The 20,479-nt window shown below is 53.3% G+C and carries 19 protein-coding genes, 1 tRNA gene and 1 riboswitch; of the genes, 8 read left to right on the forward strand and 12 right to left on the reverse strand.

The window, feature by feature from the left end; genetic code table 11:
* Positions 1-133: 133 nt before the first annotated feature.
* Positions 134-643, forward strand: coding sequence for a GNAT family N-acetyltransferase (locus tag A9Z00_RS11575; RefSeq protein ID WP_296977473.1), 510 nt, complete (start codon positions 134-136; stop codon positions 641-643).
* Here the strand turns inward: A9Z00_RS11575 and A9Z00_RS11580 are convergent.
* A complete protein-coding gene (locus A9Z00_RS11580) occupies positions 597-1,844 on the reverse strand; it encodes an EAL domain-containing protein (RefSeq protein WP_296977410.1) in 1,248 nt (415 codons plus the stop codon). The genes A9Z00_RS11575 and A9Z00_RS11580 overlap by 47 nt on opposite strands.
* An 89-nt stretch (positions 1,845-1,933) precedes the next feature.
* Positions 1,934-2,227, reverse strand: a complete 294-nt coding sequence (locus A9Z00_RS11585) for a hypothetical protein (RefSeq protein WP_296977413.1) — start codon at positions 2,225-2,227, stop codon at positions 1,934-1,936.
* A gap of 223 nt (positions 2,228-2,450) precedes the next feature.
* Between A9Z00_RS11585 and motA the strand changes: the two genes are divergently transcribed.
* Together motA and A9Z00_RS11595 are read left to right on the forward strand one after the other, a co-directional pair.
* Positions 2,451-3,266: a flagellar motor stator protein MotA gene (gene motA, locus A9Z00_RS11590; protein ID WP_296977416.1), complete on the forward strand. Its 816-nt coding sequence runs from the start codon at positions 2,451-2,453 to the stop codon at positions 3,264-3,266.
* A complete protein-coding gene (locus tag A9Z00_RS11595; RefSeq protein ID WP_296977417.1) occupies positions 3,250-4,104 on the forward strand; it encodes a flagellar motor protein MotB in 855 nt (284 codons plus the stop codon). The genes motA and A9Z00_RS11595 overlap by 17 nt, the downstream gene beginning before the upstream one ends.
* A gap of 33 nt (positions 4,105-4,137) precedes the next feature.
* Here the strand turns inward: A9Z00_RS11595 and A9Z00_RS11600 are convergent, their stop codons facing one another.
* Positions 4,138-6,063: an ATP-binding protein gene (locus tag A9Z00_RS11600; protein WP_483316303.1), complete on the reverse strand. Its 1,926-nt coding sequence runs from the start codon at positions 6,061-6,063 to the stop codon at positions 4,138-4,140.
* 181 nt (positions 6,064-6,244) lie between these two features.
* Between A9Z00_RS11600 and tadA the strand changes: the two genes are divergently transcribed.
* Positions 6,245-6,712, forward strand: a complete 468-nt coding sequence (tadA, locus tag A9Z00_RS11605) for a tRNA adenosine(34) deaminase TadA (RefSeq protein WP_296977423.1) — start codon at positions 6,245-6,247, stop codon at positions 6,710-6,712.
* Here tadA and A9Z00_RS15840 read toward each other — a convergent pair.
* Entirely contained in the window at positions 6,622-7,098 is a 477-nt protein-coding gene (locus A9Z00_RS15840; RefSeq protein ID WP_367189471.1) for a Spo0E family sporulation regulatory protein-aspartic acid phosphatase, read from the reverse strand. The two genes, tadA and A9Z00_RS15840, sit on opposite strands and share 91 nt — an antisense overlap.
* A gap of 106 nt (positions 7,099-7,204) precedes the next feature.
* Positions 7,205-7,292: riboswitch (cyclic di-GMP riboswitch) on the forward strand.
* Positions 7,293-7,430: 138 nt separating this feature from the next.
* On the opposite strand from A9Z00_RS15840, the gene A9Z00_RS11615 reads away from it, so the two are divergent.
* The 3 genes from A9Z00_RS11615 (at position 7,431) to A9Z00_RS11625 (ending at position 9,625) form a co-directional block, all read left to right on the forward strand.
* Positions 7,431-8,219, forward strand: coding sequence for a PilZ domain-containing protein (locus tag A9Z00_RS11615; RefSeq protein ID WP_296977428.1), 789 nt, complete (start codon positions 7,431-7,433; stop codon positions 8,217-8,219).
* Positions 8,220-8,298: 79 nt separating this feature from the next.
* Positions 8,299-8,376: transfer RNA gene (locus A9Z00_RS11620), tRNA-Arg, on the forward strand.
* A 187-nt stretch (positions 8,377-8,563) separates the two neighbouring features.
* The gene (locus A9Z00_RS11625) at positions 8,564-9,625 is read left to right on the forward strand and encodes a tyrosine-type recombinase/integrase (RefSeq protein ID WP_296977431.1); all 1,062 of its coding nucleotides are present in this window, start codon (positions 8,564-8,566) and stop codon (positions 9,623-9,625) included.
* Positions 9,626-9,675: 50 nt separating this feature from the next.
* Here the strand turns inward: A9Z00_RS11625 and A9Z00_RS11630 are convergent, their stop codons facing one another.
* From A9Z00_RS11630 to A9Z00_RS11645, 4 genes are all read right to left on the reverse strand, one after another.
* A complete protein-coding gene (locus A9Z00_RS11630) occupies positions 9,676-9,939 on the reverse strand; it encodes a hypothetical protein (RefSeq protein ID WP_015256361.1) in 264 nt (87 codons plus the stop codon).
* 219 nt (positions 9,940-10,158) lie between these two features.
* Positions 10,159-10,560: a hypothetical protein gene (locus A9Z00_RS11635; RefSeq protein WP_296977438.1), complete on the reverse strand. Its 402-nt coding sequence runs from the start codon at positions 10,558-10,560 to the stop codon at positions 10,159-10,161.
* Positions 10,561-10,704: 144 nt separating this feature from the next.
* Entirely contained in the window at positions 10,705-11,046 is a 342-nt protein-coding gene (locus tag A9Z00_RS11640; protein ID WP_296977440.1) for a hypothetical protein, read from the reverse strand.
* An 807-nt stretch (positions 11,047-11,853) separates the two neighbouring features.
* Positions 11,854-12,081 carry a LexA family transcriptional regulator gene (locus tag A9Z00_RS11645; RefSeq protein ID WP_296977444.1) on the reverse strand — a complete coding sequence of 76 codons (228 nt, stop codon included), beginning with the start codon at positions 12,079-12,081 and terminating at the stop codon, positions 11,854-11,856.
* A gap of 78 nt (positions 12,082-12,159) precedes the next feature.
* On the opposite strand from A9Z00_RS11645, the gene A9Z00_RS11650 reads away from it, so the two are divergent.
* Entirely contained in the window at positions 12,160-12,420 is a 261-nt protein-coding gene (locus A9Z00_RS11650; protein ID WP_296977447.1) for a hypothetical protein, read from the forward strand.
* A 1,543-nt stretch (positions 12,421-13,963) separates the two neighbouring features.
* On the opposite strand, the gene A9Z00_RS11655 is transcribed toward A9Z00_RS11650, so the two are convergent.
* From A9Z00_RS11655 to A9Z00_RS11670, 4 genes are all read right to left on the reverse strand, one after another.
* The gene (locus A9Z00_RS11655) at positions 13,964-14,671 is read right to left on the reverse strand and encodes a hypothetical protein (RefSeq protein ID WP_296977450.1); all 708 of its coding nucleotides are present in this window, start codon (positions 14,669-14,671) and stop codon (positions 13,964-13,966) included.
* A gap of 347 nt (positions 14,672-15,018) precedes the next feature.
* Complete coding sequence (locus A9Z00_RS11660; RefSeq protein ID WP_296977453.1) at positions 15,019-16,521, reverse strand: DUF6119 family protein; 1,503 nt, start codon at positions 16,519-16,521, stop codon at positions 15,019-15,021.
* Positions 16,522-16,557: 36 nt separating this feature from the next.
* Entirely contained in the window at positions 16,558-19,608 is a 3,051-nt protein-coding gene (locus A9Z00_RS11665) for a type I restriction endonuclease subunit R (protein ID WP_296977455.1), read from the reverse strand.
* Positions 19,601-20,479 (reverse strand): restriction endonuclease subunit S (locus tag A9Z00_RS11670; protein WP_296977458.1); only part of this gene is annotated, 879 nt, incomplete at its 5' end. The genes A9Z00_RS11665 and A9Z00_RS11670, both read right to left, overlap by 8 nt.

Raw genomic sequence — 20,479 nt, forward strand, 5'->3', positions numbered from 1 at the left:
ACGACCGAATGGCCATGTTACAATCCATTCATGACGATTTCGTTGAAATTGGCCCATTCGGAGGGATTCCGCGGTGAACAACCGATCGGCGCACCCCGGTGCGGAAGCGGCGCTCCCGGAGGAACTGCGCGGCATGCGCCTCGCACCGATGACGGTCGCCCACGCCGAAGCGATCTGCGCCTGGCGCTATCCACCGCCGTATGATGTGTTCAATTGGCCCTCCTGGGAGGAGACCATCGCCCGCGGGCTGGAAATCGGCGACCCCTGGATCCGGGAAACGCAATACGCCGCCGTGCTGAACGGCAGGGACGAGCTGGTCGGTTACGTCCAGTTCTTCCCGCTGGTGAACGCGACCCGCCTCGGCCTCGGACTGCGGCCGGACCTGTGCGGCAAGGGGGGCGGCGCCGTCCTGGCCCGGCTTGCCGCCGAAGAAGCGCTGCGGCGTGCGCCGGATCGTCCGGTCGATCTCGAGGTGCTCGCCTGGAACACCCGCGCCATCCGCGCATACGAAAAGGCCGGCTTCGTCCTGGACGACACTTATTGCCGCCAGACGCCTTCCGGCCCCGGTCTTGTCCACTGTATGGTGTACCAACCGTCTAGCGAGCGGACCCGTCCGGCCCGAACGCCGCTTCGTCGTCGATGATGTCGAACAGCGCGATCAGCCCTCCTCCGAGCGAAGCGGAAATTGTACGGATCCATCTGCGCGTCCCGAGGTCCGCGTAGCTCCGGGACACGTTCGCGCTCACGCCGTCCGCGAGATGCAGGATATCCGTCATGAAATACGGGCGCCAGCTCCAGTTCGAACCGCGGAATTCGGGCTGCCGGATCCAGCCGCCGTTCTCGCGCCGGTAGTTCGACGACAGCTGTTCGCCATCCTCCCGGCACAGGTAGGCGCGGATGCAGGTGTCCGGCAGCTTCCCGAGCAACGCTTCGATCAGGCGGTCGTACCGGTCGGCCGATCCTTCCCCCGCTTCAAGACGGACGGATTTGAGACAATCGGCCAGTCGCCCGCCGATGTCCCGCCAGCGCGCCTCCGACCGCATGACGCCCCGGCGATGCCGGGCCAGTCCCTCTTCCACGATGGCCGCGTGCCGATCCTCCGGCTGGAATTCCGGCTCGGCGGGCGAGAACAGATTCCCTTGAACATATCGGGCGCCAAGCTGAATGGCCCGCTGGAGATCGTCCCCGGTCTCGACGCCCTCGATCAACAGGGAAGCCCCGATTTGCTCGGCGAGCACCGAGTAGCTGCGCAACACGGCCAGATAGCCGTTGTGGCGGGCGCTCCGCTTCATGAGGTGAATGTCCACCTTGAGGATCTCCGGATTGAGCGCGGCGATCCGATCCGCCGAATTGAATCCGGCGCCGGCGTCGTCGACGGCAATCCGGCAGCCCGCGCTGCGGTAGACGTCCACGATCTCGCCGAGCCGCTCGATGGATCCGGAGAAACCGTCCTCCGTAATCTCGATGACCACCCGGTCCGGAGCGACCCCGTATCGCTCCAGCATGAGCAGCGTGTGCAGCCTGCCCTCGAGCTGCCAGGTGCGATCGATCCAGGATGGTTTGACGTTCAGGAACAGCAGCGGGCGCTGCGATTCGTCCATCTCCGCCAGACGGGCGATGGCGCGCTCCCGGATGATGCGGTCGACCCTGACCTGCTCCTGCATATCCGCGCCCCCATCCGTAAAGAAGGGACCGAGGCTGGCCGGGCCTTCCGCCGTACGGCACCGGCCCAGCACCTCGTATCCGATCACCAGCCTGCTGTCAAGGGCGAGAATCGGCTGAAACCAGGGAAACAGATCGCGTTCACCCGGTATTCCGGGATGCACCATGGATGTCAGCGACATGTTTCGGACTCCTTGCGGCGAATGTCAACATGCTTCGCATCATATTACCTCGATTGTACGAATTTTGAAATGGAAAGTAAAGGTTTTCACTAATCGAGCCGGACAATCCGGCTTTCGCGCGGGCTCACGGAAACGACGATCACCCGGAATTCCGGCCTGTACGCGACCTTTCCAGCTCCCACGGCGATGACCGGCCGCGCGCCGAGTCCATAGAGCACGTCGTCCGCGATCGCCTCCAGCGTTTCACGCCGCTCCCGGTCTTCAAGACCGGCCCATTCTTCCGCATCCATGCCGCACAGGCGCCAGCCGTCTCCGATGTCGCCGACCGCGTCGGCCAGCTCCCGCAAAATGTCGCCGTATGCCCGGCCGTACCGGACTCCCATGGTACTTCCATCCCTTCGCCGTCGGAGCGCTTCGCGGCACTGAAGCCGCGTTCCGCGACCGACCGTTCTCGTTCCCGCGGACGATTTTTGTCGGTTCGATCTAATCTTTCTCCGCGTTTCTGACGATAAATACTATACTGGCAGGTGTCGATCGATTCCGATTCATGCCGCAATCCATGCCACGGTACAAACATCATTTCTTACAGTCAGTGCGAGGTGTCCTATGGAGAAGTCGACCTTTATCGGCATCATTCTCGGCATTGTGGCGGTCATCGGAGGCATGGTGTTGAAGCATGCTCCCCTCGTCCAGCTGCTCAACCCGGCCGCCTACGTCATCATCCTCATCGGTACGGCCGCGTCGCTTTTCATGGCGTTTCCGATGTCCGAACTGAAGAAGTTTCCCGCACTGATCCGGATTCTATTCAAGAAGCAGGAACTGATTCCCCGTGAAGAACTGATCCGGATGTTCATGGAATGGGCGACGATCACCCGGCGCGAGGGTCTGCTGGCGCTCGAATCGCGGGTGGACGACATCGAGGATCCGTTCCTCCGCAACGGCATGCGGATGATCATCGACGGCCAGGATCAGGATTTCGTCCGCGACGTTCTCCTGGAAGAAATCAATGCGACCGAGGAGCGGCACAAGGCGGGAGCGCAAATCTTCTCCCAGGCGGGCATGTACGCTCCGGCCCTCGGCGTCCTGGGCGCCGTCATCGGCCTGATCGCCGCGCTGTCGGACATGTCCGACATGGCGCAGCTTGCCTACTCCATCGCCGCCGCGTTCATCGCCACGATGCTCGGTATTTTCACCGGTTACGTGCTGTGGCACCCGATTTCGAACAAGCTGAGACGGCTTTCCAAGCGGGAGACCGAGCTCCGTCTCATGATGGTGGAAGGCCTGCTGTCGATCCAGTCCGGCGTCTCCACGATCGCCATCAACCAGAAGCTTTCCGTCTTCCTGACGCCGCAGGAGCGCCAGGCGATGCAGGAACGCCAGGAGCGCGAAAGGGAGGCGAGAAGCATTGAGCAAACGGTATAGGCGCGAAGAACAGGAAGAACATCCGAACGAGACTTGGCTGGTGCCGTATGCCGACCTGCTCACGCTGTTGCTCGCGCTGTTCATCGTGATGTACGCCATCAGTTCCGTGGACGTACAGAAATTCCAGGAGATGAGCCGGGCGTTCAACATCGCATTCCATTCCGGGATCGGGGTCCTGGATCAGTCCGCCGCCTACATATCCGTCGATCAGATGCAGAACGCCACCGACACGATCCGGATTTCCGGTTCCCAGGGATACACCGGAAAGGACGGCACGGTCAGCGAGGCGGCGAGGCTTGCGGAGCAGGAACTGAAGGAATTCCGGAAACTGCACGACCAGATCAGCGAATATATCCGGCAGAACAATCTGACGACGGAGCTGGACGTGCAACTCAATCATACGTCCCTGCTCATCGTCATCAGCGACAACGCGCTGTTCGCCTCCGGCAAGGCGGATCTGACCCCGGAAGCGCGCGAGCTCGGTGTCGCCATCGGCCAAATGCTGAAAAACTTCCCCGGCTACGAAATTTCCGTCGAGGGGCACACCGACAACCGGCCGATCCACACGCGCGAATTCGAATCCAACTATGAGCTCAGTGCGAAGCGCGCGATCAACTTTATGCGGGTGCTGATCGAAGCCGGCGATCTCGATCCTCGCCTGGTCAGCTCGACCGGATACGGCGAGTTCCGGCCCGTGGCGACCAACGACACGCCCGAGGGCCGGGCGAAGAACCGGCGCGTCGAAGTCAAGATTCTCCGCAAATTCACGGACACGGAAGCAGCCGAATCGATGACCGTATCCAGCGATACCGACGGCGCCTCCGATGGCAACGGATGACTTGAACCCCCTGCGCGATGCGCAGGGGGTTCTTCATTGACTGCCCGCCGTTTCCGTCGCTTGCCCGTCCTCCCGCTGCCCTGCCGCCAATGCGGTCTCCGATGCCGACTCCGCCGCCTGTTCTTCCGGCCGGGCCGCGGGCAGGTTGATCGTGACGGTCGTCCCTTTGCCGACTTTGCTGCTGATCTCCATTGTACCCTGATGGCTCTGAATGATGCGTTGACTGATCATGATGCCGAGTCCGGTCCCCGTCTCCTTGCTGGTCACGAACGGGTCGCCGAGCTTCGGAATCATGTCCTCCGAGATGCCGACGCCGTGATCCCGGATCGTGATCACGATCCAGTCCGGACGTTTCCGCACTTCGATGTCGATATCGCCGCCCTTCGGCATCGCTTCGATCGCGTTCTTCAGCACGTTGATGAAGACCTGCTTCAGATGGTTCTCCTCGCAGGACACCCGGCAGGGCTCACTGTCGAAGGCCGTGTTGAACACGATGTTGCACAGGTGCGCCTGGCTGTCCAACAGCGATATGACATCGCCCAGGATGAATCTGACATCCTGCACCCGGAATTTCGTGGCCTGCGGCTTCGCGAGGATGAGAAATTCGCTGACGATCAGGTTGATCCGGTCAAGCTCCGACAGCATGATGTCGATGTGCCGCTGGTTCAGCTTGTTCGTCTGCTGCTGGAGCTGCAGAAATCCGCGCAGCGTCGTCAGGGGGTTGCGGATTTCGTGGGCCACCCCGGCCGCAAGCTGACCGACGGTGTTCAGCTTCTCCGAGCGCCGCAGGAGTTCGTCCATCCGCTTCCGGTTCGTCATGTCGCGCGTGATGCTCGCGAACGCCTGGATGACGCCGTTCCGGTCGCGGATCGCCGACGTGGTGACGCTCACTTCGATGCAGGTGCCGTCCTTCCTGCGCCGGACCGTCTCGCGCGCCGGCAGCATCTGTCCGGCCAGCAGCGCCTCCCGGGCCTCGCGCTCCTCATTCAGGCGGCTCTCGGGCACGATCGGCAGCCTGCGGCCCACCGCCTCCTCCGCGCTCCAGCCGAACAACTGCTCGAACGCCGGATTGACCCGGAGCAGGACACCGTTCACATCCTCGATGTGAATCGCGTCCGTCGTATGGTTGATGATGGATTCCAGGTGCTCCTTCATCGAGCGGTTTTCTTCGAACGCCTTCTTGAGCTTCGTCATGTAGACGTCCAGGTTTTTCGCCATCGCGTTGATCCGTTCGGCCAGCTGTCCCGTCTCATCCCGGCGGTTGACGGCCAGCGGCGTGTCGAACCGGCCGGAAGCCACCTCATCCACCTTGCCGAGAATGTGGCGCAGCGGCCGGATCGTCATCCGGGCGATCCCGTAACTGACGACGATGGCCGCAAGCAGCAGGACGGCCGATAGGGCGATCTGATCATTCCGCGCGTCCCGGATCATCCCGTACATATCCGACATGTCCGCCGCAATGCGCACCGCGAGCGGTCCCGATCCGGGAAATCCGAATGATCCGATCAGGATCGATTTCCCGTCATGTCCGACCGAGCGGAACACCTCCCCGCTCCGCATGGCGTTCTCCAGATCTTCGCGATCCGTCGGCTCGACTGACCGGTCGTAACGGCCGTACAGCAGCCCTGCGCCAAGGCCGGCCGCCGGACCGGAAAGGTCCGCTTCGGACAGGCGGAACACCGCGATCTCCAGAATGTTGAGGTGCAGGGATTGAACGCTTCGGATCAGCTCATCCGGATCCGGAACGGTGAAGGCCTCATCCGGCCCGCGTTCCGGCTGCAAATGCCGCGCGGCGGCATCCGCCGCCCTTGCCGCGATGCTGCGAAGCAGCTTCTCCGCCTCCCGATTCAGGTTGACCCGCATCGCATAATCGTTCACAATGACGGTGAGCGTCTGGAACAGGATGAAGACGGCCGAAAACATCAAGGTCAACCTGATCTTGAACGACAAACCGGACACCTCCTTCTCTACGAACAGGACAAGTCCGGAACTTGCCGGATGACACGGACCGGCCTGTGGATATCTGTGGATAAACCCCGTGTTATCCACCGAATTATTCACAACGTGTTAACAACGAATATCTGTTCGCGGAACATCTCGGCGGATGCGCCGGATCGAATGTCGGAGGGGGACAGACGAAATGAGCCTGACTGGAGATGACGTGCGCTTCATGCGCGAAGCCATTGAGGAAGCGAAGAAAGCCGAGTCGATGAGGGAAGTTCCGATCGGCGCCGTCATTGTGAAGAACGGGGAGATCATCGGCAGAGGCCACAATTTGCGCGAATCCTTGCGTGATCCGACCGCCCATGCCGAAATACTGGCAATTCGGCAGGCCAGCGAGCATCTGAACGCCTGGCGGCTGCTGGACTGCACGCTGTATGTCACCCTGGAACCGTGCCCGATGTGCGCCGGCGCGATTCTGCAGTCCCGGATTCCCCGCGTCGTCTACGGAACGGACGATCCGAAGGCGGGATGCGCGGGCACGCTGATGAATCTGCTGCAGGACGGACGGTTCAATCATCGTGCCGAAGTCGTGGCGAACGTGCTGCGCGACGAATGCTCCGGATTGCTCACCGGCTTTTTCAGGTCCCTGCGCAATCGGTCATAAGCGGACGGCTGTTTTCCGGGTATAGTCAACTCGTCCCGCTGCATCTGCTGCAATGCGACGATCAGTCTGTCCGCCTCTTCGCTCAGGGCGAGGACTTCCGGATCGGTTAGACTTCCCCTTGCTTCCGCCAGCTCATGCAGACGAAATCGCAGCGTTTGCAATTGACCCAGCAAGCTTTTTCTTTTCATCTGCCTTCGTCTCCCCCGATGGGATGGCTTATGGACTATGCTTTCATTATACACGGCCCGAACCAAAGAATTTGTAAGTTTTTGTCGATTGGACGCCACTTTTTTCTGCCGCTTTTCGACATTCACGGGGGTTTGTGCCATGCAGGAACCGCGTTCTGCGGTTTCGACAATTTTTTTGCAACCTCGGCCAACATGCATGCATTCATTTTATGAATTTTATGAAAATTGAAAGTTGCCAGATTGCCATACCTGCTGTATAATGTTGCTTGCCCAATTGAATAGGACGCATCACAGAGACATCGAATCATGACAAAGGCAAACTTGTCGAAAGACAAGGACGCAAAGCCAAGGGTCTAAGGCTCTATACGAGCTATGATCGCCTGGTTACCGGGATTCGGATGTACCTGTTTGTGCATGGTTGTTTGCATGTAATGGGTAAACCATCCCTGTCAATCAGGGGTGGCTTTTTTCGTACCCAATTGGCAGATCCCGAAAAGAAAGATGGTTCTTTTGGAGAGGAGAGGTGATCCATGGCCCTGACGAACGCTTCCTCCCCGTCAGACAGCTCCTCGGGCTACGACATCTCGGTACTCATAGATGCGAAGGCCGTCGTAGAGAAGAAGAATTTTGTCGCCACCGGCACGATCACCTATGTCGCGGGCGAGCTGATGGAGATCGAGTTTCCCCAATACGACCAGTTCGTGCTCGGTGAGAAAGTCAAAATCATGATTTACGCAAAAGGCGGCATCTATGTGTTTGAATCCACGGTGATCGCGAAAGATTCGGGCTCGATCGTCGTGCTGCATCCGCCCGAGAACCGCCGCAAGTTCCATGACAAGCGCCAGGACCCGCGCGTGCCGGTCAGGGAGAAGGCGCGGCTGCTCGGTCTGTACGAATTTTCGCGCAAGGCGGAGCGCAGATTTCCCGATCCGCCGGATATCCAACTGGACAACATCAGCACTTCCGGCATCGGACTCCTGATCGACATCGACATGCCGCTGCAGCCGCGCAACCAGCTTCTGCTGCAGCTGGATCTCGGCGTCCGCTTCGAATGCCGCACGGAAATCGTTCACCTCACGCCCGTGGAAGGCGGCATCCGCTGCGGGACGCGCATCACCGAAATTTCGGACGTTTACGCGAAATGGCTGCGCTCCTACATATTGAGGCGTCAGATCGAGACATATTACAAAGAGAAGGCCGAGCGGATCCGCCGGGCGCTGCTCAGCGACGAAACGCCGGAATCGGTTGTCAATGACTCCCGGGATGAGGCCGCGGAAGACCGCGGCACGAGAACCTACCTTTACGACAGTGCGCGATAGGTCGGATGGCGAGGAGGCGATTGCCGGTCCGTCATCCCTTCCTTTGCAAGGCGCAATGTGCTATAATACCATTTGCCGCGCGCCCGTAGCTCAGCTGGATAGAGCGGCAGTTTCCTAAACTGTGCGTCGTGGGTTCGAGTCCCACCGTGGCGCGCCAGTTACATAAACCCATATCCCGCAAGGTTTTGCGGGTTTGAGGATCCGGGACTGTGCACCCGAAAGGCGCACAGTCTTGGCCTTTCAAAACCGTGAACTGTCGGTCTTGACTCGGATTGTTGGCCTGAACAAGCAATGAGACCGATTGCGCCCTCCTGCAGATCAAAATCTGGCAGGAGGGTTTTGTTATGGTTATGTCCGCTGATCCAAGAAAAGGCCGAAGGATCGTAAAGGGCAGAACGAGGGATCTGCAGCAGGTTCCGAGCGAAAACATGGTCACATTGGACCACGCTTTCCAAATCTTTTACTCCTCCAAAAAGGCCGAAGGAATGAGGGAACGAACGCTCGAGGAATACGTGAATGGTTGGCGGTATTTTCGGGAATGGCTTAACCAGAAAGATCCGGAAATCCGGTTCATTCAGCAAATCGGAGCAGAACATTTGCGGTCTTACGTCGATTACATGTCCAACAAGCGGAAATACTCGGAAGTGCCCAGCCGGAAGCAAACCGGAGAAACTTTATCCCCCTATACCGTGGCATTCCGATTGCGCATCCTTCGCACCATGTTCAATTTCCTGCATCGGGAAAACATCATCGGGGAGAATCCGATCAGCAACATCAAACAGCCCCGTTTTGATCACAAGGAGAAAGACACGCTGACGGAAGAGCAGTTGGAGAAACTGCTTGCCGCTCCCGATACCTCGACCTATGCGGGATTTCGGGATCGAACCCTGATGATGCTCCTTGCCGACGGCGGTTTCCGCATTCACGAGGCATTGCGGTTGAAGGCGGAGAATATCGATCCCAAAACCAGATGCGTGCATTTGCCCGGCTGGATGAACAAAAACCGCAAGCCCCGCATGGTTCCGCTCTCAGTCCACGTGCTGCGCGAGGTCTTGCGGCTGATCGATGAGAACCAGCGTTATTTCAACTCCGACTACATTTTCCTGTCGAATTACGGCGAGCCCCTGAAAGCCGATCATTTTCGAAAGCGCCTTAAACTTTACGCCAAAGCGGCGGGCATTCCGAGTGAACTCGTTTCGCCTCACCGCTTTCGCAGTTTCTTCTGCCGGCAGTTCCTGATGAATGGCGGAGACTTGTTTACGCTGCAACGGATCGTGGCACACGCGAGCATTGAAACGACCAGGCGTTATGTTCCCATGAACGATGAAATGATCCGTCAGCAGCATGAGCATTTTTCTCCGATCTCCCGCATGGGATGGAGCCGCATCAACAAACGGAGACTGTAACCGGGAGAACCCCGTTGCATAAAGGGAGAGGTGACGGACCTCTTCCCTTATCATTCCTCGTAGGGATCCGCAACGTGCGGTCCTTCGAAGACAAACACGTCCTCCGGCCGCATGACCTGTTTCCAGTCGCAGTCCCGGCACATGACAACCGGAACGGAGCCTTCAGGCAAAGGGTGGACGGCAACCTTGCCCACTTCCGGCTCAAGCACCTCGCCTTCCTTCGTCATCGCGCCCAGGAGCAGTTCCCCGAAGCAGACCGGACAGTACACATACTCCTCGGTTCCCGTCTCCTCGTTGATGCGCACCGCATTCATTCGTCCCATCTCCTTTATCGTCGAATATGGACATGGCTCCAACTCAAACGTAGAACGTCTTTGGCGGGGATTTCAAGTCAAATTTGCGGCCCCCGGTTTCATCGCATCTCCATGCGAATCAACCGAGGGCCGCAGGACCAGGCGAGGGGAAATGAGGCGCGGCGCATGGGCAGAGAAAGGCGAGAAACAGTCATGGGCCGGGCCCCGCCGGTTGCCTGCTCAGGGGCCGTTTTGTCCCGTCGCCGGGGATACGCCCCGCATCTCCATCTTGAACTCTTTCCAGCGCTGTGCCCGTTCCCGGTCTTCGGGGGTCAAATTCTCCTTGCAAAACATGTTGAAAGCGTTCGTCAGAATGACGGATTTGGGCATGTCATAGCAATGCGCCAGATAGTCGAGCAGATCGCTTTCCTGTTCGTTCAGGTAGACCGCCACCTTCACGGTTCGGGATTCACCGTTCATCTTCTTGCGCGAAACCGCAAAGCCCAAAGGCTGAAGCGTGCGGCGCGCCTTCCGTTCCGCCCGGCGCTTCGCCAGGCAGGCGTTGCACACCGAAGGAACGGCCACATCCCGGAAATTGATGCGGAGGATGCGCCCGCTTGCGTCCACCTCGCGCCGGGGCATGGTTTCCCCGCAGTCCGTGCAAGTAAAGCATTCATTATGATCTGGATGAATGAATTGCACTTTTGCAGACATGTTTCTGAATCTCCTTTCCTACTATGAAACTCGGGGCCAGAACGGGCCCCATAACGTCCGGAAATCCCGGACTTACGCGGAAAGGCTGCGGAGAAACAGGCGGTCCGCTTCCGCTTCAAGCACAAGCAGGATACAGCAAAGTTCCTCCCTTGCTTCATCCAGGCTTGCCGCCGCAAGGAGCACGGAATACTCCAGCGTGCACCCCGAATCGTTTTCCGAGAACGTTTCAACGTGAACATTGGAGCACTGACAGAGCACCATCCTCTTTGCCTGCAGGTACGAGGATTGGGGACGGGACATCTCGGCGCGTTCCCTGATCAGAGCGACATAGCGCGCATCGCTGCGTTGCCAAATTTCAATCTGGATCGACTTGCCGGGAAAAACGGCGGGACTGTCAAAAGGAGAAAAATGCATAGATACCCTCCTGCCACTGGTTCAAAATCGGCTCAACTTGATGAGCCATAAGCAGAAGGGATGCAGATGTGCGGCATTCAAGGAAACCGAAGCAGGTTCCGCGAGGGCCAAAGCATAGAGGATTCAAAGGGAAATTGAAACACGCGAGGAATGAAAGTTTGGAGAAATTTGCTTTCGGATTTTCTGATTCTATTTTAATGGACGCCGGAACGCATTTTCAAATTTTTACGGCAACAATTTTTCTCACGCGGCCCGGATCGGGGCATCAACGTTTCTGAAATCCCGCGCCCCGCTTCTTCGAATCCGCCCGCATCACAAGAAAAAAGCGATCAGGGCGAGAAAAACGGCCGGAAACGGTTTGAAATCGCCGGCATCCGAGACAACCTGCGGATTTCGAAAAAAATACAACGCCCCTTCCGACCGGCTTTAGGCCGCTTGCCAAAAAGCCAAGGCCCGGAGATTTGCCCCCGGGCCTGGCCACTGATGCCATGGAAGCCTTTCAACTTGTCATGGCATTGACGGCCTTCAGCACGTCTCTGCTGACGCTGCTGAAGTTCATCTTCGACTTTGAGACAGAGACTTTTTCCTCTCCAAGGATAGCGTCACTTTCTGATGCAAAGTATATCTCTTTTTTCTTCACTTATCAAGACTTTGACATGCCAGCCTGATTTGGCAGGAACCCGGCCGGGCCCCTCATAAACAAACGTTGCACCGTTTGCGTTCCAGCGTCAACTTCCCGGCTTCCATGATACACGGTCTCGGGCTCTCAACAGGAATTTGGTAAAGAGATCTCGAACATCAACAAAATCAAGGCCGGAAAGCCGGCCTCTCCCACGCTTCCAGCAGGTTTCGAATCTGTCCGTTCTCGTCCAACTCGATGTATCGTTCCTGCTCCAGGACTTTCAGCCCGGCCATGACGTCGGGCCTGGAGCGGCCCGATTTGATCTGAAGTTCCTTCAGCGTCGGGAAACGGCCGCGGCCGGCACTGTAGTTGGCGATGATCCGGAGCAGTTTGCGGTCCCTGTCTGAAAGCATCCAAATCCCCTTCCGTAAAACGCGAACATTTGTTCCTGAATTAAACTTTAACAAGTGTGTCCCTCAGGAATCAAGATGATGACCACACGGGAGGCGTTCAATGTGAAATGCATTCATTGCGGCGCAGAATGCGCAGAACTGAGAGGCAACCTGGGATGGACCAGCGAGGACAATATCGAGGTGACCGTTTCGGGGACAACCTTTCATGCCTGCACCGCTTGCAGCGTTGCCTTCCTGCCGCCTCACATCAAGAGATGGCTTGAGAAGGCCCTGGCGGAAAAACGCGCCATCGGGGGCCCGCCCCACCTGTTCCTGAACGCAGCCGCTTTGGGCTCCTGATATGTCCAGAAATATGGGACGAAATGTCCTGAAAAAAAGACCCCGAAATGGGAGATCAAATAGGCCAAAGAAAAGGGACGACAAGCAAAAATAGGGGGGTCTCAAGCCAAAGATTTGGGGCCGGCCAAATTTCAAGCCAAACAAAAGGGGTCAAAGGCCAAAAATATGGGGTTTGAAGGCCAAAAAAATGGGGCGAGCCGTTTGAAAGGCCAAAAATAGAGGGTGAAAGGCCAAAAAAAAAAGGGGCGGAAATGGAAAATATTGGGCCGCTTTTTACCGGAAAGGCCAAAGAAAAGGGGTGAAGCGGGGGTTTTGACGCCGTTTCACCCCATATTTTTGTCCTTGGAGAGGTGAGCGGGGCAGAACGCCCCATATTTTTGGCCATTGCCATGCCCCATTTTTTTGGCCATTGGCTGCGGGCGTGTGAATCGACCCCTTATTTTTGGCTTGAAACACCCCCTATTTTTGGCCTGAACGATGCGCGGAATGGGAACGCCCCTTATTTTTGGCCTGAAAGATTCCTGTTTTTGGTCTGTGCGCGGACATGGCGGAAACAGCCCCTCATTGGGGCCTGAACGTTGCACCGTGCAACTTTTACGTTTGGCCTTTATTATGACAGCGATCAGGATCTGCTTTTTTCCGGTCTTTCGCTTGAAGCGGGGCCGTCCCTTTTGACAGGACATATACATATGACTGCCAATTTCGAATCTATATGACCATTCAAATTTAACTTAGGAACAACGTGTCATCCATCTGGACATATCACAGTTCCCGAATATTTGGGGCCCAAACGTTGCACCATTCACCCTTATTGGGGTTGTACTCATGTATACGTTTTCAGTACTGCAATGCACATATTCGAAACTCTGTTAGCATTCCTATTCCCCTTTTCAAGGACATTTAGAGCGACAGATCATCTTCCCTTTTTTCTGGACATTAGGCGCATTCACTTCCCTTTTTACTGGACATTAGACACATACATTTCCCTTTTTTCTGGACATTTTGCTGGGCATTTTTCGAACGGAGATTAGGCCGTCCCTTTTGACTGGACATTGAAATGATCAGCAATCCTAAGGCGTTTACCTTTTTTCTGGACATAATGTAACCGGCCCATGAAGATTCACGGTTCAATTTGATATGTCCAAAAATTTCTGGCGAAACGTCTTTCATGGCAGTGATTTGTCCAAAGATACCGGGCCATATGTCCAAAGAATTCGGGTAAATACATATCCTGTCCGGCTGAAATGTCCAAAGATACCGGGTGAATGGCCGCCGGATCACCGCTTCGCCCTATTTTTTTGGTCATATTTGAGGCGCGATTCACTAGATTGTTTTGGACATTTCGTGGGTTACTCCGGTTCTTTTGGACATATTAGGGCTGAGGGGGAGGGCGGGCCCTTCCTCTCCCCCTATTTTTTGGGACATATTCCCGCCGCGAGAACCTATTCCAAAGGAGTAAAAGGCACGCGTACGTTCCCGGGTATGAGGGAAATGAATCGGAGTTTTACCGACCAACCGACATGCTTCGATCGTGAATATAGTGTTACGTATGTTTACGAACTATTATTTGAAGATCTAACAATTCCTCTTTTTTGCAAACTTTAGATATATCACTAATATCACCAATATCATAAATTTTATATTCAGGAACATTATCAATAACTACAATTCTGTATTCTTGTTGATACGCATACCTTTTATCTTTATAAAAAAACATCCTAAATTGCTGTTCAAAATATGTATCATGGTATTCATCAAATTGAGTTTCCATATCAATATATGTTACGAGAGACGCACGAAATTTATAGCCATGGTTTTCAAAATAACTTTTAAACCTATTGACAAAAGGTTTTGATTGAATTAAGACAGCAGTGTCACCAAAACCATCAAATAACGAGTATAAAAACGATTCATCGATTTTATAAATAATACAATCATTATTTTCCTCATATTTCACTAAATTTTTATGGTTTACATAAGTCATACAATAAATTGGGATGTTATCTGTAAAATTGAACTTAAAAGAAATTTCCTGTATTCCTTTAACTTCGGTTTTATCATCTCCAATCAATAATTTTGTGCCTTTGGGAAACACAATTAATGCCTCTTTTTTATCTCCTCTTACTGTATCACAATTTATTTTCTCAATTTCTCTGAAATACTTAACATTTTTCATATACAAACGACCAGCGAGAATATCAGAAGCAAATTTTTCTTGAGTAAACTTTAAAAAGAACATTATAGCCTCCATTTATGAAATGCTCACGTTATGAAGACCGCACGCATGATTCGATCAATGCCTTGACGATACTCATCGACTATCGGCTTGTTGCCGTAACCTTTTTGGCTTTTTTAAGATATCCATTAGACAGTTCCGGTGGCGAAGCATCACTTCGTCTTCAAATTCCCAAGGTTTTGTAGTCAGGAACCTGCTTGCTTTAACCGCTTTCAAAATATCAGCCCTTGACGTCCCTAAAAGTAGCGACCCGCCTCCACACTTATTGGTTCAGGTACTTTTTCGATAATGAGAATGTAAATTGGTCTACCAGAGTTGAAAAATATTCACCATTTGTATTGAAAACTTGCGCGTCACATTTTTTACACTTGTTTGTATCCAATGTTAATGATTGGATTGAAGTCTGCCGATATGACGGTCTTTCTCCATTCAACTAATTTCATCAGTAAAATCAATGATTTTAATTCGGAAATTTTTTGAATAGTATTTTTTCTCTCCAAAATCAACCATAAGCAAATGTTTTTCGGCCTTACCTTTTCCCCATTAATTTCTATATAATCCTCATGGTTTTGCAAAATTCTAACAGTATTTAGCGATTGATCTATTACATATCCCAATTTTTGAGGTGTGCCCATTTTTACAAAGTATAAGGTGCCATCTTTATATAAATCCATTTTTTCAATTCTATATTTTTTCTTGAAAGTAAAATCCTTGTCAAAACACAAAAATCCCTCCGATTCTTTATCCCTATTAAATTTCGCCTCATCAAGATCCTTTGGTAAAAATTCATAGTCGTGAATCGCAATATTAATTTTATCAACTTCATTTTGTAGATAAGTGATATATGATTGATTAAAACGATACCACCTTCCATTCATTAAGCAATGTCCTTCATCATCAACAAAATCAAGAGTATTTTTCAACGGCTCACTTCTTGGGCGGCTCTGTTCATTTGTAATCCTCACTTTAATGTTGTTTATATCTCGTTTTAGGTCTATCTTGTTCTCTTTAATAAATTCAATTAATCGATGAATATTCAAATCACCATAGTTTAATTCTTTTTCTCTAGGCTTATTACCTTTCATGTAAAAAGCATATTGGTTATTATCTGAGAAAACAAAATCAACACCATAAACTGACACTTCATCCGTCAGAGTTTCAATTGAGTGCGACAAAATTGCTTCAACCAGTTTTTCATCCAAGTTTTGAATTAATTTTTCATCTTTCACTTCATCTACTTTCGGTAATGCAAAAAGTGATGGTTCACTCATTTTCTTTTCGATAGCATCTAAAAACACATTTAATTTCGTAGGTTTTAAATCTATTTGAAAAAGAACTGAAGCACCAAAACTTACAACGTTTCCCCACATTTTTTTATCTATCGTTTTCGCCTTAACATATTGAAACGATTCTCCGCTATCATACTCAATAGGACTTCCGTCTTGATAAGTTGTAATGTTTTTATTCTTTCTTCCACCGAACAACCTTGAAGTCTTCATTCTTAGGTTATTTTGATCAACAATTCGTTCTGCAAGATTTAAACCAAAATCACTATCACAAAAATCCCTTAAGTAGAAATGACTCTTGCCCAAACTGATTGCGTAATAATTTTTTGCCTTTGACATAATCAGAACGCCAAAATAGAATTGGTTTTTTGGCAAATTCTCATCTTCAATGTCGATCAAATCTTTATATAACTTTACCCACCAAATTTCGACAGAATCGGGTTCATCTGAAAAATAAAACTCCGCCCGATAGTCACCTATCATTTTTTCTGTTTTCAATACTAGCCCTACTGATTCAAGTTTTTTACGTAATGAAGAAATTTTTTCGGGTTGGATTTTATAAATGTTGTATCTCGGCATAACGTTCACCCCCAAAATCTTAAACCGGAATGAAACTTAAGCCTCCAACGGCCAATCCTTGTATTTCTCCTTGGCCTTCTCGATGATGGCGTTCGTCAGGAACCGCAATTGCTCGCCCTTGATGTTTTCCCGCATGAGCACCATTTTGACTGCCAGCGTCACTTTTGCCAGCACATCCTGGCGGTGCGGGTTCGTCCAGTCGATCTGGAACTCCTTCTTCATGGCGGTCACGACTTTCCGGACCAATCCCGCCAGAAACTCGTTGGAAAAGACGCCGTCCCCCATGTGCTCGATCAGGTCATAAAACACCATTTCCTCTTCCGTCAGGCCGAGGGCTTCTTTCTTCCGGCGCTCTTCCAGAAGTTTCCTGCGTGCTTCCACCATCATCTTCGCGACAGCGGCGGCCGTAATGACGCGGTTGTGGTAGGCCTGGATCGTCTCCCGCAACTTCTTGCTCAGTTCGATGCCGAGCGGATGCCGCTGCCGTTCGAGATAAAAGATTTCCTCCTCCAGCAACTTCTGCAGCAGTTTGAGGCGCAGATCCGCGTGGGGCTTTTTCTCGAAATCGGCCAGAAACGCCTCGTCCAGGATCGAAATGTCCGGCTTCTCCAGGCCGGCCTTCTCGAACAGGTCGATCGCCTCTTCCCGGGCGCCGACGCTGCGGTCGATCAGTTTCTTCAGTTCCTCTTCGAGGTTCTTGGGCTTCGGCCCGCCTCCGACCGCGCCTTTCAGCCGTTTGATCTGGATCGCCGCGATTTCATACAGCAGCACCTCATTGGCCAGCGGCAGGACATTCGGCAGGTGCTTGACCAGTTGATACGCCTTGTCCAGCCTGGCCTGCGCGTTCAGGAACGCATCCTCGTCGGGCCCCATGAGGTGCCCCACGAAATCCGCAAGCCAGTCCTCGCGCTCCACCTTCGGCTTCGCCCGCCAGTTGGAGATGTCCACGCCCGGGGGAACGAATTTCCGGACGGCTTCCAAGGCTTCAAAGAAAATCGGCACGGCTTCCGCGGAAAGATCGCCGATCGGCTTGCCCTTGCCCCCGCCTTGCGTATATTTGTGCGTCGCTTCCTTCAGGGCGTCGGCTATGCCGATGTAGTCGACGACTACGCCGCCCGTCTTTCCGGGAAAGACCCGGTTGACGCGGGCGATGGCCTGGATCAGCCCATGCCCCTTCAGGGGCTTGTCTACATAAAGGTAGGTGAGCGGCGGGATGTCGGTGCCCGTCAGCCACATGTCCCGGACGATGACCAGTTTCAGCGGGTCGTCCGGGTCGCGCAGTTTGGCCTTGACGGCTTCCTGCTCCTCCTTCGTCTTGATGTGGGCATATTCGCTCCCAGGCTGCTTCTCGCGCCACTCTTTGGGATCCTTGTCGATGTTGCCCGTCATCACGACCTCTACCGGGGGGCAACCTTCGATCGCCCGCATCTTCTCGTACAGCCGCACGCAGATTTCCCGGCTCATGCAGACGATCATCCCCTTCGCCTGGGGAGACGCAGACCTGGTGAAATGCTCGATGATGTCCCTTGCCAGCGTTTCCAGGCGCCTGGACGTACCCACCACCTTCTCCAGGGCGGCCCACTTCATCCGGTGTTCTTCCCTCTCGCCGTCGCCGACTTCATTGATGATCTGTCGGAACTCTTCATCCAGATTGGGGTTCTCCAGATCCAACGGAATCAGGCGGGATTCATAGTAAATGGGAAGCGTTGCACCGTCCAGCGTGGCCTGCTGCATGTCGTAGACGTGAATGAGATTGCCGAACACCTCGTATGTATTCCGGTCGGAGAAGGTGATCGGCGTGCCGGTAAAGGCGATGTGGGACGCATTCGGCAAAGCGCGGCGCAGGTTGCCGGCGAATCCTTCAAAATTGTACTGGGTGCGATGGGCTTCATCTGAAACCACCACAATGTTCCGGCGCTCGGAGCAGACCGGAAAAGCCCCCTCGCCTTCTTTCAGGCGGAATTTCTCAATGGTGGTAAAGATGATCTGGCCCGCCTCGTTGCGAAGCAGTTCCCTCAGTTCATCGGCGCTGTCCGCCTGGTGAACATGTCCGACAAGCGAAGCGCCCTTGACAAACGTTTCGTACAGTTGATTGTCCAGGTCGGTCCGGTCCACCTGGATGACGATGGTCGGATTATCCATCTCGGGATGCCGAATGAGGATTCCCGCAAAAAAGAGCATGGACAGCGACTTGCCCGACCCCGTTGCATGCCAGATCACCCCGATCTTGCGGTCGCCGTCCGGGCGGGTGGCGCGCACGGCGTGCTCGACGGCAAAGCGGACGCCGAAGTATTGGTGATACTTGGCGCCGATCTTCACCGCATCCTTCTTGCCGTCTTTCATGAAGACTATGAAGTTGCGGATGTAGTCTAGCAGCCTCTCCTTGGGGAACAGCCCCTGGATGAGCGTCCGCATCGTATTGGTGAGGGTGTTGTCCACTTCCCTGCCGTCGATGGACTTCCAAGCCGCGTAATACTCTAACGGCGCCCCCGGCATGCCGTGGAGCGTTTGCGTTCCGTCGGAAATGACCGCAAAAGCGTTAAAGATGAACAGTTGCGGGATGTCATAGGTGTAGTTGGTGATTTGCGTGTAAGCGTCCTCAATGGACGCTTGTTCGCTGTAGGGGCTTTTCAGTTCAAAGACAACGAGCGGAATCCCGTTCACAAACACGATGAGGTCCGGGCGCCGCGCCATTCTCCCCTCGATGGGCAGTTGGTTCACGACGAGAAAGTCGTTGGCTTCCGGCTCTTCCCAATTGACGGGGTACACATGCTGAAACATCTGTTCCCCGTTTTCTTCCCAGGAGAAATCGATTCCCTTCGTCAGCATTTCATGGAACCGCTCGTTCCGCTGGAGAAGCGTCACGCCGTCCGGATCGGTGAACCGGTCAACAAGCGCCGGAAGGTGCCGGGCGGGAATGCGGGGGTAGGTTTTCTTCAGAAACGCCTCCAGCCGGTCGCGAAGCACGACTTCGCCCAGCGACGAGCGGCCGAACATGTTCATTGCGTGCAGGTAATCATACCCGATGTTTTTGAGGCGCTCGATCGTTGTTTCCTCGAAATCCGATTCGTAAAGGCCGTTAGGCATTCGCCAGCACCTCCTCGACCTGTTCTTCGGCTTCCCTCACCTCGATTTCTCCGGAAAGGAGACGGGGGAGCAAAAAGTCGCGGATTTCAATCAGCATTCTGTTTTCATGAATGTTTGAAATAACTTGCTCCACAAATGATTTGATTTTCTTGTTAAAATCAATCAATACTGAATCGGAAGGTATGGGTAATTTAAACTTTGCCATTTGATTCCAATCACAACGAGGCATTTTGGTTCCGTTTGATGTATTTGAGCAATAATCTATAAATTCATCTTGAATAACTTGTGCAAATAACAACCCGAAAAAAACATCTGATTTAGGCCTTATAACGAGAATATCTGTTGAACAAACTCCATTTACTGGGGCAACACCGACTTTTTTGAAATATGGGCGTAATTTTCCAAATAAAATATCACCTTTATCAAACAAAAACTTATTGCTTGATACCTTATCTGAATATTCCCATTCTTCTAACGAGATACTGCCTTTGGGCATATGTTCGAGTCCAATATATGGAAGTTGATAATCTAATTCAGTAGGATCAACTTGATCTTTATATGTGTACCCTATTTCTTCTAGTGTTCCCCATCGCCATCCAATTGGAAGACCGTTTTCATCAATATCAGAAAAAGGCCCAAAATCCACAAACCAATACTTATACAGCGCCATCGCCATCTGCTCGAGCGTTTCGTTCATGCGGCGGTTGAGTTCGATTTTGTCATCGAGGGAGCCGAGGATCTCAACAATTCTCATTTGCTGTTCAATAGGAGGCAAATCCCAAGACCAACTATAAATTTGTTCCTTTGATACATTCGGAAAAGTTGATCCTGTTGCCGACTGTAAAATTGAACCCAAAGATAAACGAATAAG

It is taken from the genome of Thermobacillus sp. ZCTH02-B1, assembly GCF_002159085.1.
Classification (GTDB): Bacteria; Bacillota; Bacilli; order Paenibacillales; family Paenibacillaceae; genus Thermobacillus.